12 protein-coding genes and 1 pseudogene are annotated in these 15,086 nt (G+C 38.3%); 2 read left to right on the top strand and 11 right to left on the bottom strand.

Annotation, left to right across the window (positions count from 1 at the left end; all coding sequences use genetic code 11):
• Nucleotides 1–17: 17 nt before the first annotated feature.
• The 9 genes and pseudogenes from HYU69_15125 to HYU69_15085 all read right to left on the bottom strand — a co-directional run bounded on the left by HYU69_15125 (nucleotide 18) and on the right by HYU69_15085 (nucleotide 10,226).
• Nucleotides 18–1,004 (bottom strand): SDR family oxidoreductase, encoded by a 987-nt coding sequence (locus tag HYU69_15125; GenBank protein ID MBI2271673.1) that lies wholly within the window; start codon nucleotides 1,002–1,004, stop codon nucleotides 18–20.
• A 239-nt stretch (nucleotides 1,005–1,243) separates the two neighbouring features.
• Nucleotides 1,244–1,687: pseudogene (tnpA, locus tag HYU69_15120) on the bottom strand (IS200/IS605 family transposase).
• Between the two features lie 143 nt (nucleotides 1,688–1,830).
• On the bottom strand, nucleotides 1,831–2,847 hold the full coding sequence (locus tag HYU69_15115) for a methyltransferase domain-containing protein (GenBank protein MBI2271672.1): 1,017 nt from the start codon (nucleotides 2,845–2,847) through the stop codon (nucleotides 1,831–1,833).
• Nucleotides 2,847–3,989, bottom strand: coding sequence for a DegT/DnrJ/EryC1/StrS family aminotransferase (locus tag HYU69_15110; protein MBI2271671.1), 1,143 nt, complete (start codon nucleotides 3,987–3,989; stop codon nucleotides 2,847–2,849). Before HYU69_15110 ends, HYU69_15115 begins: the two co-directional genes overlap by 1 nt.
• The gene (locus HYU69_15105) at nucleotides 3,986–4,417 is read right to left on the bottom strand and encodes a GxxExxY protein (protein MBI2271670.1); all 432 of its coding nucleotides are present in this window, start codon (nucleotides 4,415–4,417) and stop codon (nucleotides 3,986–3,988) included. The genes HYU69_15110 and HYU69_15105 overlap by 4 nt, the downstream gene beginning before the upstream one ends.
• 40 nt (nucleotides 4,418–4,457) lie before the next feature.
• Nucleotides 4,458–5,438, bottom strand: a complete 981-nt coding sequence (locus HYU69_15100) for an SDR family oxidoreductase (protein MBI2271669.1) — start codon at nucleotides 5,436–5,438, stop codon at nucleotides 4,458–4,460.
• Nucleotides 5,435–6,094, bottom strand: coding sequence for a nucleotidyl transferase AbiEii/AbiGii toxin family protein (locus HYU69_15095; GenBank protein ID MBI2271668.1), 660 nt, complete (start codon nucleotides 6,092–6,094; stop codon nucleotides 5,435–5,437). Before HYU69_15095 ends, HYU69_15100 begins: the two co-directional genes overlap by 4 nt.
• Nucleotides 6,049–6,348: a hypothetical protein gene (locus tag HYU69_15090; GenBank protein ID MBI2271667.1), complete on the bottom strand. Its 300-nt coding sequence runs from the start codon at nucleotides 6,346–6,348 to the stop codon at nucleotides 6,049–6,051. The genes HYU69_15095 and HYU69_15090 overlap by 46 nt, the downstream gene beginning before the upstream one ends.
• Before the next feature lie 92 nt (nucleotides 6,349–6,440).
• On the bottom strand, nucleotides 6,441–10,226 hold the full coding sequence (locus HYU69_15085; protein ID MBI2271666.1) for a gliding motility-associated C-terminal domain-containing protein: 3,786 nt from the start codon (nucleotides 10,224–10,226) through the stop codon (nucleotides 6,441–6,443).
• A gap of 119 nt (nucleotides 10,227–10,345) precedes the next feature.
• Between HYU69_15085 and HYU69_15080 the strand changes: the two genes are divergently transcribed.
• Nucleotides 10,346–10,771: a hypothetical protein gene (locus HYU69_15080; protein MBI2271665.1), complete on the top strand. Its 426-nt coding sequence runs from the start codon at nucleotides 10,346–10,348 to the stop codon at nucleotides 10,769–10,771.
• A 77-nt stretch (nucleotides 10,772–10,848) separates the two neighbouring features.
• On the opposite strand, the gene HYU69_15075 is transcribed toward HYU69_15080, so the two are convergent.
• Nucleotides 10,849–11,493 carry a NeuD/PglB/VioB family sugar acetyltransferase gene (locus tag HYU69_15075; protein MBI2271664.1) on the bottom strand — a complete coding sequence of 215 codons (645 nt, stop codon included), beginning with the start codon at nucleotides 11,491–11,493 and terminating at the stop codon, nucleotides 10,849–10,851.
• Nucleotides 11,494–11,529: 36 nt separating this feature from the next.
• The gene (locus HYU69_15070; GenBank protein ID MBI2271663.1) at nucleotides 11,530–12,771 is read right to left on the bottom strand and encodes a hypothetical protein; all 1,242 of its coding nucleotides are present in this window, start codon (nucleotides 12,769–12,771) and stop codon (nucleotides 11,530–11,532) included.
• A 573-nt stretch (nucleotides 12,772–13,344) separates the two neighbouring features.
• Here HYU69_15070 and HYU69_15065 point away from each other — a divergent pair.
• Nucleotides 13,345–14,838, top strand: a complete 1,494-nt coding sequence (locus HYU69_15065; protein MBI2271662.1) for an oligosaccharide flippase family protein — start codon at nucleotides 13,345–13,347, stop codon at nucleotides 14,836–14,838.
• Nucleotides 14,839–15,086 lie beyond the last annotated feature (248 nt).

The raw sequence follows: 15,086 nt of genomic DNA, 5'->3' as shown, positions 1-15,086 counted from the left end.
TTTAGGGGTATAAGTGATTAGGCCAGGTATTTAAACCAATCTTTTGTTGCTTCCGCAATTGTATGAGGTTCCCATAGCGGGGCTTCACGCCAGTAATCAATATTATCAAGCATTATTTTTACTCCTTTTTCAAAGCTTACTTTAGGTTTCCATCCGAGCAGCTTTGATATTTTGGAAGTGTCGGCGAATGTACAATCCGGCTCGCCCGGACGTTTTGGGATATATGTTATTTCACCTCCAAGAAGCCCCACAAGTTTGTTAATACTGTAGGTGTTACCGCTGCCTACATTAAATACATGTCCGGATACATCATTGCGCTTAGCTGCTGTCACACAGGCATCAACTATGTCTGTAACAAAGGTAAAGTCACGTGTTTGTTCACCATCACCCACAACGGTGTAGGGTTTATTGTTCAATTTCTGAGCGAGGAAAACCCCGAATACTGCTCCATAAGTACCGGCGGTACGGGCACGGGGGCCATATACGTTAAAGAACCTCATACAAGTTATGTTCATTTTATAGATCTGTTTCCAATACAAACAATATTCTTCGCCAAGGTATTTGGTAACGGCATAAGGGTATTGGCAGCGTATTTCCGCTGTTTCAGAGGTAGGGAAGGTGTCGGGAATGCCAAAGCAGGAAGAGGAGGCTGAATAAATTATCCGCTTTACGTTATTTTTACGGCAGGCTTCAAGCACACAAATAGTTCCGTTTACATTGGAATTGTGATATTGCATCGGTCTTTCTATAGATGGAACTATATCCGCTAATGCGGCGAGATGAAATACCCAGTCAACTCCATTGAATAGTGATTCAATTTTTTCAAGATCTGTTATACTTGCAATATGTACACTCAGTTTTTTATTGTCTTTGTGATGTTCGAGGTTCCGGGCATTCCCCGAAGATAAATTGTCAATTACAATTACTTCATGACCATCCTGCAACAGGCGGTCAACAGTGTGACTTCCAATAAATCCGCATCCTCCGGTAACTAATACTTTCATCTTGTATATAATTTGTAAGTTCTTAATTGTCAGATGGAATACGCCATCTCGTATTATTCATTTCGGTTGGTCACGCCTTTTGGCGTGATGGCTATTTCATGTTTTTATTATTTATATTCTATTTCTATATGCTTTCCGCGGATAAGTCCGAAGGACTTAAATATGAATAACCTTGCGTGAAACGCATGGTTACAAAAGTAAAACGATACCTCAACCCTGATAAGGGTTGAATATTGCGATTATAAATACTTTTCATCAAATTCAATTCCTTGTTCAATTAACAGCTTTCTAAATTCATCCATAAAGGTAAATGTTTTGTGGTGCTCTTATTGGTTTTTTACATACTCTATCAACCTGTCTTTTTCTTTTATAGAATAAGTGAACGCACCATAGCCATCAGACCAACCATTAAAATCAGGAAACTTTCCTGAATTCTTCATCCAGATATTGCTGGCTATTTTAATATCTTTTATAAGGTCTGCTAACGCTACTGAAGGATGTAAATCGCAAACAATATGAATATGGTCGCTAACGCCATTGATCCTGTAAATAGTGCAATTTTTATTTTTTATAATGCCACTAATATATTTGTATAGTTCATCGCAATGTTCTTCAGTCAAAGCGTGTTTGTTCGATTTTGTTCTGAAGACTATCTGGTAGAATATTTGTCTATAACTACTCATCTGCAACTGTTAATTTATCTAAAAAGTTCAACTCCTGTCGGGGTTGGGGATCGTTTTTGTTTATTTACCACCGCTTGCATCGGTGGTTATTCGTATTAAACCCCTGTCGGGGTTTACCGATATTACATGTTTATTGAGTCTCGTTATTTTATCGAACGTTTTAGCTTAGCAAGTAAGCCACCTGATAAGGCGTCTGCATCTTCCGCAAGTTGTTTGATTTTTGCTTTTAACGGACGTGTTAATGATCTCATTACTTCCGGATCGGCCTTTCTCCAGATTTTAGGAATTCCATGCAGATCTTTATCCAGGATAATGTGAGGTTTAAATTCAAGCACAAATCCGTTGTTGTTTAAAAATGAATTAATGCTGAAGTTGCCTGCCGGTTTCCATGCTTCATAATGATCACGGATATATAACATTCCACCCGGTTTGAGTATTCGTTCAAATTCCACCAGCATGTGTTTTACTAATCGTGTATTAAGCTCCGGCAATACCTGCACGCACATCACCATGTCAACTGAATTATCTGGTATAAGATCACTGCGCCATGTCGGAACATGATAAATACCTTTTTTGTCCGATGAAAATTTAAATGAGCCCGGAGAATCTATGTAGTCGTAAACATTGGAGGTTAACTGATTGTAGTATAGATTTTGCAGTGTGTAGGAGTTAGGTATAGCATCCATGCCAATGTATGTGGCATCTTTTGTTTTTGATGTCCATAAATTAGCCTGGCGGCCATAACCTGCGCCAAAGTCGAGAATGGTTTTGATCTGATTGCGTTCCGGTACAGGATATAATTGCGGAATTAAAAGATCATGGGCGTTATTAAGCCCTACGTTATTGTGATAGGATGAGAAATCATAGTTTAAATTTAATCCGGAGAGGATCCGCCTGTCATTTTCAAGACTCTCCTCTGACAAAGGCTGAGTAAGTGTCTTGCTAAAATAACTTGCATAAACAGGGCTGAACCATCTCATCCACTTGGTAAGATCTTCGGGCCCGCCGTAACTGAAAAAGTCAGAAAGTTGTCCATCGGCATATTTTACATTCCTTTTTTTTCTCTTTAATTGATAATCCCATGCAACGAGCCAGCTTTTGATAAATGCTTTATCCTTTTCAAAGATCTCAAAAAATTGTTTGTCGAAGTTTGTTGCCATTATTTGCCTGCTGCTGATAGATTGGTTTTAGTTCCGGACCTTTTTGACGTGTAAAATTCAATGATCTTATTACAAACATAATTTACCTGTTCGTTTGTGAGCTCAGCAAAAACGGGCAGGCTTAATATGGTCTCAACCTGGTGGTCGGTGACAGGGAAATCACCTTTTTTATACCCAAGGCTTTTTGCCGCCTCCTGGAGATAGATCGGAATAGGGTAGTGGACCTTTGTTTCAATTTCGTTTTCGAGCAGAAACTTCTGCAATTCATTTCTGTAAGAGGTTTGAATGATGAAGGTGTGGTAAACCGCTTTTTCGTACGATTTATCACAGGGTACTACTATATCAAGTCCCTTAAATTTTTGCTGATAAATAGAGGCGATCTCCCTTCTTCGCTCGGTCCATTTATCCAATACATTCAACTTAACATTCAGTATAGCGGCCTGCAGGTTATCAAGACGGGAGTTGTAACTCCACAGTTCACATTCATCGCGGCTTTTTAATCCGTGATTACGTGCTTTAACAAGGTATTGATACACTTTATCATCATTGGTTGTGATCACACCTCCATCACCTGCTGCGCTCAGATTTTTCAAAGGGTGTAAGCTAAAGCAGCCCGTAATTCCAAAACCGCCAACCGGTTTACCTTTATATTCTGCGCTGACAGCTTGTGCGGCATCCTCAATAATATGCAAATTGTGCTTTTTTGCTATCTGAAGTAATTCGTCAATTGGCGCAGGCCTTCCGGTTAGGTGGACTGCAATAATGGCCTTTGTTTTTGAGGTTATTGCTTTTTCCACTTTCGCGGGATCAAGGTTAAAATCGTCGCGGACATCAGCAAAAACAGGCGTAGCGCCAATAAGGGCAATTGCTGAGGCTGAAGCTAAAAAAGAATTCGGAGCAGTTATTACTTCGTCACCTTTACCAATTCCAAGTGCCAGCATAGAGAGGAACAACGCATCCGTGCCGTTGGCAACGCCTAAGGCGTATTTGGTTTGTGATAATTCCGCAAAACGTTTTTCAAAAATCCGGACTTCTTCACCTAAAATAAATTGGCCGTTCTCCAGTAGTTTTTCAATACGTTTAAGTATTTCCGTTTTTATTGGGGCGTGTTGCAGACCCAGGTTTATGTAAGGGACTTTCATGATCGAAGGGAACGCAGATTTTTATGATCGTTATGATCAGTTATGATTTTATATTCGTTGGTAAAGACTTTTCTTTTGAATTCTGTCTTTTTGCCAAAGTTAAGAAGCAGACCGACCTCAATATTAGTTGCTTTGAGGTAATTGGTTAATTGTGCTTCATGCTCTTCACATAAAGCTTCGGCGGCTTTTATTTCAATGATAACGCATTCATTTACGATTATATCGGCAAAATATTGTCCCACTTTTTTAGCGCTATAATAAACTTCAACAGGATATTGAGCTGAACATCGCAAACCATTATTCATTAGTTCGATCAGGAGAGCGTTTTCATAGACTTTTTCCAGAAACCCGTACCCTAATGTATTGTAAACATTATAGTAACATTTAATAATTGTATTAGTGATCTCTGAATACTTGTAGTTACTCATCTTAATTTATCATAATGATCATAAAAATCAGCGTTCTATTTTAATGTAACTCAATTTTCTGCATCAACTTAACATTAAAATACTTATCATCCGTTAATGAATTTGGAACCAAACCCTTATTGAACGCGGTTTTTAGATCCTTTACAGCATCTTCAATTGTATGTTTAGCTACAAAGCCTATGTCATTTTTAATTTTCGCGGATGAAATGTGATATGATCGCAGATCATTGGAAGGAGAAGTTACAATTTTAACCTGGTCGCCGATAACATTTTTTACCATGCCGGCGATCTCAGAAATGGTATGGTTTTCATAGCCTGCGTTCCAGATCTTATTCGCGATTTTTTCTTTTGGCAATTCCAATAGCATGCAGTAAAGATCAGTCATGTCCTCAATGTGTATATTGGGTCGCTTTTGAGAGCCGCCGAATACAGTTATCTCACCTTTATTGATCGCAAGATTGGTTAGAATATTTACTGACAGGTCAAGACGCAACCGTGAGCCGTACCCGCAAACGGTAGCCGGACGAATAGTAGTAGTAGTGAAATTGTCACTTTGATAGTTGCTTAGTATTTCCTCACATTGAGCCTTAAATTTTGAGTAATCAGTGAGTGGTTCAAGCGTCATTGTTTCATTTACATTGGGCTCCTCCTTAATGCCATAAACACTGGATGAAGAGGCGTAAATAAATCGTTGCACACCCGATTCCTTTGAAATTTTAACCAATGGTTCAAATGCATCCAGGTTAATGGACTTGCCAAGTGTTGGATTTAGTTCAAAGCTGGGATCATTTGAAATACAGGCCAGATGTATCACTGCATCCTGCCCGGGAAGTATTTTTTTTAATAGTTCCTGGTCGCGGATATCGCCTTTTACTGTTTTTAAATTTGGGTGTTTGGGAAGTACATCTTCGCCGTATATCATCAGGTCAAGTACGGTTACATTATATCCCTTTTTAAGGAGTTTAGGAACAAGCACTGAGCCTACATAGCCTGCACCTCCGGTGATAAATATATTTTTCATTCGTTCATATTTTCATTAATATAACTATTAATCGATTTGTCAATTTGCTTCTTTACGTCATCCCATGTGCTGCCATCAAGCATAATTGGCATTGTGCTGCCATTGCTTTCAGCTTTTGTATAGTGGCCTAACCTTTCGATTATTATCCGCTCATTCAAATAAGATTGAGTATACTTATGAAAATATAAGTCAATCATAGTGCTAAGTGAGTATTCCCTTAACAATGCGGCAATATCAGTATAGTCTTTTTTCTCATATCTTGCATCATGGGAAGAGCAAAATGTATTTAACTTCATTGGTATTATGTCTTTTTTATAAGCCATCCGGATATTATTCTCAATAAATGGTATGTGATTAAATGGTACATCCCAATCGTAAATATCTGTTTTAATTGTATTTATAAATAATGTAATACCATCGGTATTTGATCTGATAATATTTAAGTTGCCATTAAATTTTTTAGCGAGAGTGTTCGTTATCTGCTCGTAATTGTGTTTTTGATCGGAAAACAAATCAATATCTACAGACAATCTATGTCCTATTTGGAGGGCAAGTGCTGTTCCGCCAACTAAGCGATGGTCATGTAATAAATCCAACTCCATTAGTTTGACTAATGTTTGGTATAACTCTGCTGAAACAGCGGACTTCTGGAGCATTTGAAATCAGAATCTTTAAGCTGAAAAATAGCTTTCGCAAGATCTATGGCGTTATAGTGTAAATTGTTTTCTGTATTTACTAATATATCTTTAACAAAATCGGCTTTGTAGTATTTTAAAACTTCAATTACATCTTTCATAGTACCGTAATTAAATACCCGGGTGATAACAGATTGATATTGTTTATCAAAATTTATTTTTGAAAAATCAGTATCCCAAAAAGTTTCAGGTCTTATATTTGGTGTTGATTTCATGAAGCAAAGTTACGAAATATTGAGGGCTTTATCAATCAAACATTTGTTCAAACGTTTGATTGAACGTAATTTGGAGCTAATTCAGAATACTATCACCGGATCACAGTAACATTTCCCTTCAGGTTAATTTCGCTGTTTGACTGTATGCAGGTTGCCGTTAGGATATAAAAATAAGTGCCGGCAACCACCATTTCGCCGCGGTAAGTCCCATCCCATGTTTTACTCAGATCTGCAGTTTCAAAAACCTTGTTTCCCCAGCGGTCGAATATGGCCCAGTAAACATCTTTAAGGCCATTGCCCTGTGCCTTCAAAACATCATTCTTACCGTCGTTGTTTGGTGAAAAAACATTGGCAATGAATATATCCTTTTCATTTCCGTTGCAAAATGCTTTTATAAGTATGCTTACCATTGTTGTTGCCGTACAACCATTTGCATCGGTTATTGTCACTGTATATATTGTTGATGTGTCAGGTGTTGCGGTTGGGTTTGAACAATTTGTGCAGGATAAACCTTTGGCGGGAGTCCAGGTATAAGTGCCTCCTCCGCTTGCGATAATATTTACAGAAGCCCCGTGATCGATCAATGATGTTGCAGGAGATGCTGAAGCAGTTGGAGTTGGCATGACATGAACTGTAATTATGGCGGATGTTCCGTAACAGGTGCCGTTACCCGCAATTACAGTGTATGTTGTAGTAGCTGTTGGTGAAACTGTTATTGATGAAACGACAGAGCTTGTTGACGACCAGTTATAAATACTTCCGCCATTTGCGGTTAAAGTTCTGCTTTCACCCGGACATAATATGGTGTCGCCCGCTACTGTGGTATTGGGCACAGGTAATACCTGAACAGTAACTGAAAATGGCAGGCTGAAGCAGCTTCCATCATTAACAACAACGCTGTAGGTTGTTATTGTTGATGGGCTGACTGTAACAGACGATGAAGTGGAGCTTATTCCTCCATACCACTGGTAATTCCCGCCTCCGCTTGCGGTTAATGTAGTTGATTGCCCGCTGCATATTGTGGTGACGCCCGTAATGCCGGCAGTTGGGATAGGGGTAACGATCACAGTAACAGAAGCCGGAGAACTTGTACATGTTCCGTCATTTGTTGTAACATAATAAGTTGTTGATGTGGAAGGTGAAACTGTAATTGAAGAGGACGCAGAGCTAATCCCTCCGCTCCACTGATAACTTATTCCTCCTCCGGCAGTTAGTGTAGTAGATTGTCCCTGGCAGATCGTTGTATTGCCTGAAATACCGGCGATAGGCAATGGGGTCACCGTAACAGTTACAGAAGCTGGAGGGCTGCTGCAGCTTCCGTTATTCGCGGTAAGAAAATAGGTGGTGGATGAAGACGGAGAAACAATAATTGATGCAGAAGCAGAAGTGATGCCGCCGCTCCATTGGTAACTTGTTCCTCCGCCAGCGGTCAATGTAGTTGACTGTCCCTGGCAAACGGCAGTGTTTCCCGTAATAGTTGCGGTAGGAGGCATTAACACATTAACCGTAACAGCCGCGGGCAGACTGAAGCATCCGCCGCTGTTTACAGTAACACTATATGTTGTTGAGGAGGAAGGAGAAACCGTTACAGACGCTGATGTTGAACTGATACCTCCGCTCCATTGGTATGTACCGCCTCCACCGGCAGTTAATGTGGTTGATTGACCCTGGCAAATGCTGGTGTTCCCGGTTATGTTTGCTGTGGGTGCTGGTGTTACATTAACAGTAATTGTTTTAGTGGCACTCGTACATGAGCCATTATTGGTTGTTACTGTATATGTAGTGGTTGAGCCGGGCGAAACTACCAATACAGAGTCGCTCGATCCATTGCTCCAACTATATGTTTTACCTCCGCTTACGGTAAGTGTGGTTGATTGGCCCTGGCAAATAGTGGTGTTTCCGGTTATGTTTGCTGTGGGTGGTGAGACAATATTTACGGTTATAGTTTTAGTAGAACTTGTGCACGAGCCATTGCTTGTTGTTATGGTGTATGTGGTGCTTGATACCGGAGAAACAATTAATATGGAATCATTTGAGCCGTTGCTCCAGCTATATGTTTTGCCTCCACTTACGGATAAAGTTGCGCTTTGTCCTGAGCAAATAGTAACAGCATCAATTCCACTACATCCGGTTACCGAAATGTCATCAATTAAATAACCATATTGAACAAATGAACATCCGGGACAAGAATTTAATTTACTTGTAGCGGAATCTGTGAAAAAATTTCCAATGCCAAGATATTGATATGTGCTATCAGCAATAAATGATCCCAAAATTGTTATCCATTTTGTGTTATCGGTAATAATAGAATTTGAATAAACTGGAGAAATGTTATTAATAAGCAAATTAGAATTTGAAGAGAATTTTACTCCTAAATTATTACTGGCATTTTGACAATTGTCTGCGTGAGAAGCTCTCAGTGAAACGTAATATGTATTTCCCTTTATTAAAGGTGCAATAAGTTTGGTGTAAATATTTTCTCTGTAATCTTTTTGAACAGAAGGAGCCAAGGTAACTTGTGCCATATATGCCTGACCGGATGAAGCTACCTGATAGCCCCAGGTACTTGTAGGAACCTGAAAAAGTGAGGATGGAGAACAGGTATTTAAATATTCGGTATGATATGTTGGATTGTTATTATTTGAGGATTTAAGCCAGTCTTTTGCAAAGTCAGCTTGGTTATAATCGAAAGGACATTGAGTATATTGCTCAAAACTTGGATTAGAAACAAGGTTTTGAGCTACACAGTTTATATTAACTGTTGGAGCAGGTGTTACGTTTACAGTTATGGTTTTCGGAGTACTGGTACAAATACTATTACTTGTACTTACAGTATAAGTGGTTGTTGATGATGGTGAAATAATTAACACGGAATCAATCGAGCCATCACTCCAGCTGTATGTTTTTCCTCCGCTTACGCTTAACGTAGTTGATTGCCCTTGACATATAAGTGTATTGCCGGTAATATTGATTGTTGGCGAAGGCTTAACGGTTATTGTTATAGTTTTAGGAAGACTGGTACATAAACTATTACTTGAAGTAACGGTGTATGTTGTTGTGGAAGTAGGAGAAACGATCAGTACTGAATCAGTTGCACCCGTATTCCAATTATAGATTTTTCCACCTGTTGCAGTTAAAGTAACGCTTTCTCCGGAACAAATAGAAGTTGTAGAACTGTTTAGGGTTACTGATGCGTTGCATGCAACCACGGAAACATCGTCAATGAAGTAACCATATTGAATAAACTGACATGAACCACATGCAACTGATGAGCTTGTCGCTGAATCAGTGAAAAAATTTCCAATTGCGATATATTGGTATGCACTATCTGCAATAAATGACCCTGAAATAGTGGTCCATTTTGTTGTATCAGTAATGATCGTGCCAGAATAAACCTGAGAACGATTGCTTAGAGGGAAACTACTATTGACAGATAATTGAACTCCCAGATTATTACTTGCATGTTGGGTATTGTCTGTTCTGGAAACTTTCATTGAAACATAATAAGTGGATCCAATTGTCAATGGAGATGTCAGTTTTGTGTAAATATTTTCTCTGTAATCTTTTTGGACTGTGGGAGCCATTGTTACTTGTGCCATATAAGCTTGTCCACTTGCTGCAACCTGGTAACCCCATGTGTTTGTCGGAACTTTAAATAAATTTGAAGGAGAACAGGCATTTAAATATTCCGTATGATAAGAAGGATTGTTTTTAGTAGATGATTTAAACCACCCTTTTGCCGAGTCGACTTGATTATACCAATCGGGGCAACTATAGTAAGTTTCAAAGTCACCATTTGAAACAAGATTTTGAGTGTAGCATAAATTTGAAATAAAGAACACGCAAAGTGCACTTGTGGATTTCAATAGCTTTTTCATTGACCCAAAGTTAAACATTTTCAATGCTGGTTTATGTTTTAAAACACGTTTGTATGTTAAAGTAAAATGGTCTATATTCGTTTAAGTAGAAATAAATTAATTATAAAAAAACCTGTAAAATGAAAAAGATATTAGTTTTATTTTCAATTGGGATTATTGTGTCAACTTTCTTTAGTTGTACAAAAACAGGCCCTGCCGGTCCTGCTGGAGCTACTGGGCCAACAGGAGCGAGTACAATTATTGCTATTGATACTTTCTCTGTCCCTATAGCTTCCTGGAATCAGTGGCAGACAAATTATTATAAATTTGTTCATACAAATTCTAAAATTACTCAACATGTAGTAGATGCCGGTAGTGTCAGCGTATTTGTCGCTAATCAGGCTCTTTATCCCGGTGTTTGGTATGCTATGCCATTTACTGTAGCCGGTACTGGGCAAGCTGGCCAACGTTTTACATATAGCCTTAACACCATAACTTTATTGAATGAAAACTACACTTCAGGCATTCCTTGCGTATATCAGTTCAAGGTTGTAATTTACAATTGATCAAAGCATTAAAATTATTTTTAATTAATTTCCAGCAGATTTTGTATTTGGAAAAGTATTGTGGTGATAAATTTTTGTCATAGTACTTTTCCGATTTCTTTTGCAGGCACGCCAACAACTTTTGTAAATGGGTTTACCGGACTAATAACGACCGTGCCAGCTCCTGTAACAGCTGCCTCTCCAACAACCCCATCAGGTATTAGGATAGTTCCCGTTCCAAGAAAAGCATCCTTGCCTATTTTAACTCTGCCAGCAGTATGTACTCCTGGTCCTAAATTTGCTCCGTCTTCAATAACATTGTCATGATCAATCGTTACTCCTGTATGAATATTTACGCAATTTCCGATTTTTGTTCCGGTTATAACGATCGAGCCTTGTCCAATGTAGTTGCCTTTTCCGATTACTACATCAGAATCCAAATGTACAGTCGGATGAATAGCATTTATTAATTCCAAACCCATAGTCTCTAGTTTTTTGCTTAGAGATCTTCTTTGTGAGTTATTTCCGATTGCAACTATTCCTCCTTTTATTTTATGTTTTTTAATAAGTTTTGGCAAATCAATTAAAGTACCAATTACCTTGATATTTCGTATTGAAGTACCGGTTTTTGAAATATCATCATCAATAAAGCCAACAACAGTATGCTTCTTTTGAGCATTAATAATTTCTAAAACGACTTTAGCATGTCCATCGGCCCGGGCGCCAACAATGATCACTTTCATAGAGGGGAACTATTTTATAAATTTAAGAAATTAAGTTTAATAGAAGCTTTGATAAAAGGATATAATACGGGTAACATTTTTTTTAATTGATAGTCGCGTTTTTGCATAGTTGAGGTTTATTACTAATTTGTTGTAGCTCGTCTTGCGTAATATGTTTTTTAAATCAGGTAAAGCATCCTTCTGAATTATACATCCTATTTGATACCTATTAACCAACCAACTCTGATAGTCAAGGTCACCTGATACAATAAGTGGTATACCGGCTTCGATATAGTTGAATAATTTCAGTGTTGTTGCATATTTTAGTTTATCCAAAGATTGTTCTGATAATTCTTTGAAAAAGGGTAAAATTCCAAAATGATATTTAGATAATTCTTTAGCAAGTACTTCCTGCCCTAATGGGTTATGAAAATGAAAATAAGAATTACCCTTAGCAATCTTTTCATACTCTTCATAGTCGGCTTTAATGTTGGATGGGCTAGGGTAAATATGAAAATGTATTTTTTGTTCGCTTAGTGTTTTAATTAAATTGTGGAACTGTATATTTCCATATTGTTTGGGATTCCGGTGTGAGCCTGCAACCCCGCCGGCATACACCAAATGCATATTGTCGGGATCCAATATTTTATTGTTTTGCTGAAAAACATCATCGTCGCAATAAAGCGGGAAAAATAATGTTTTTGGTTTCTGTTTTGTTTTAAACAATCCGTAAGCGGCATTGGGCTCAAGGCTATGGGCAACAATACCATCAGCCTTTTCAAGACATTCTTTTTCGTGGGGCAATTCTTTTTTAAGCCAGTTCAATGTGGGGTTTAATCCGTAATAAATGGAGTATACATCCTGCATGTCGTGCACATAAGGGCACTTAGCCATTTTGCGGGCAATATCAGGGAAAAAACTTTTAGGCGCGAAACCATGGATAATATAAATGGAAGGCAGTTGCCTTATAATTCGCCTCAAGTGCCACTCATTCCTGAACAGGATGGTTTGATCGAATGAATCGTTCGAGAATTTTTCTACGTATCCTGATCTGTGGCAGAGCAACAATGCAACAAAAGAAGAATCAGCTCTTTTAAGCCATTTGGCCATTCGGGGTATACGTGGTGCGAGGAATTCGCCGACAAATACTACCAATTTCTTATCCTTTAAATGGATCCCGGAAATATTTACCGCCGGTATTCTTAGACGATAAAAAATAAAGTCAAATATTGCTGTAAACCGGAGGTAAAATAGGCGCCAGGCTTTAATAGCAATGATCCTTAGTTTAGTGGAATTCATTTTGGTTTAACAAAAGTAGTAAATAAGAGCCTCCCCATGTCCGCTGCCTTCCTGAATAGAACGCTGATTTTTATGATAATTATGATTTGTTATGATGGCATAATTAAATCATATTTTTATCATAAGGATCATAACAATCTGCGTTCCATTACCGCGAATACGGGTGAAGCGTAATAAAATCCACACCCTGCGTTAATTACTTGTTTTGTAATTCATATTGTTTAACAAAAGTAGTAAATAAGAGCCTCCCCTTGTCAGTTGCTTTTCCGAATAGAACGCTGATTTTTATGATGGTTATGATTTGTTATGATGGCACAAATAAATCATATTTTTATCATAAGGATCATAACAATCTGCGTTCCATTACCCAGGATAACGGGTGAGGCGTAATAAAATCCACACCCCTGCGTTAATTACTTGTTTTGTAAACCTGATTTAGAACTTGTTTTTTGCTGACTTTTATGTTATGAAGCCTTTCGCACGGTTTCGTTAAACTCAACCGGACCCGGGACGCACGTTCTCAAACTGAGTTTATCGAAGTGCGTGCTGCCAAGGGTGGTCAATTTAATCATTATGGGCATAGTTAAACGCGACGGACTTAAATTAACCATCGTATCATACATCGGTATTGTGTTGGGTTATGTTAATAAGGCACTCCTGTTTCCCAATTTTTTAAGGCCTGAAGAAGTCGGACTGGCCAACATCATTGTTAACATAGCAGTTATTTATGCACAGTTTTCAGCGCTTGGAATGGTGGGTATTGTGTTGAAGTTTTTTCCTTATTTCAATGATAAGCCAAACCGGCATCATGGTTTCCTGTTCTGGAGCAAGTTGGTTATTACTCTTGGTTTTACAATTGTAACGCTGCTGTTTGTCCTTTTCCGGCCATGGGTAGTTGAACATTATTCCGAAAATTCAAAACTACTTGTGGATTATTATTATTACATCATTCCATTGGGTTTGTCCACACTCTTGTTCCAGCTATACGATTCTTATTTGCGATCTCTGTTTAAAACGGTGGTCCCTTCATTCCTAAACGAAGTGGTGTTGCGCCTTATGGTCACTTTAAGTATAACGCTGTATGCTGTTAACTGGGTTAGTTTCCATGAGTTTGTAGTGATCTATGTTGTTCTGAACTGCTCTATTGGCCTTATAATTATGGTTTACGCGGCTTTTTTGGGACAACTTTCTTTGAAACCTGTTTTCTCCAAAAAAGTAAAACGTTTTTCAAAATACATGATCCTGTTCGGTATGGCATCGATACTCAGCTCGGCGGGAAATGTATTTATTGCCAATGTGGATGTGCTTATGATTGCCCGCTATATTGATCTTGGCGCAACCGGCATTTACACAACAGTTTTTTTTATTTCAACAGTAATGCTCATCCCTTTCAGATCTATTTTAAAGATAACCAGTCCGCTTGTGGCCAAACATTGGAAAGACAATGATATGATAGGGATGCGGGTCTTGTATAAGCAGGTAACATTGATATGCCTGGCCACAGGAACCTTCCTGTTTATTGGTTTGTGGGTAAACATCGACAATATTTTTTATTTCATGCCAAAGGAATATGCCAGTGCGAAATATGTTTTCCTTTTCGTCAGCCTCGGGCGCCTGTTCGATATGGCAACAGGGCTAAATGGAGTGATAACGATCACCTCAAAAAAATATATGTACGACCTGTTCTTTACGGTATTTTTAATTGTATTTATTGTAGGCTCAAATTATATTTTTATTAAAACATTGGGAATGGGAATGAATGGAGCCGCGATCGCCACAATGATCACACTTGTTTTGTATAATGTGTTACGATTGATTTTTGTACAGGTAAATTTTAAAATACACCCGTTTGATATCCGGCTGCTTTGGATATTGCTGATCGGTGGCATCAGCCTTGGTATAAACCTGCTTGTCCCGTATTTGAATAATGTTTTTTTAGATGTGGCAGTACGTTCGGCTGTTTCATGCGGAATTTTCCTGGGAAATATTTATTATTTCAAAATTGTTCCCGATATCAATTCCTACATTGATGGAGCGCTCGATCTTGTTTTTAAAAGGAGTAAATAGAATGGTGATTATTATAGTTTTATGGTCAAAGAATCAAATCTACTTTATAATGGATGTTTTATTATATTCGCTCTCGAATAATATTATTCAAACTTTATAAAAATTGCAACCATGAAATGGTCATGAGCTAGAATGAAGCACACCAACCGAGGATGAATATTTAACTTCGTGCAAAACATGAAACGTAATGCAAGAAATAAAATTCAAACAGGTTGTAACAACCGGTTGCGGTATAGATGTCCATAAGG

This window comes from Bacteroidota bacterium, assembly GCA_016183775.1.
Lineage (GTDB): Bacteria > Bacteroidota > Bacteroidia > JABDFU01 > JABDFU01 > JABDFU01.
Note: the sequence above shows the minus strand (reverse complement) of the source record. Positions and strands in the feature narration are given on the sequence as shown.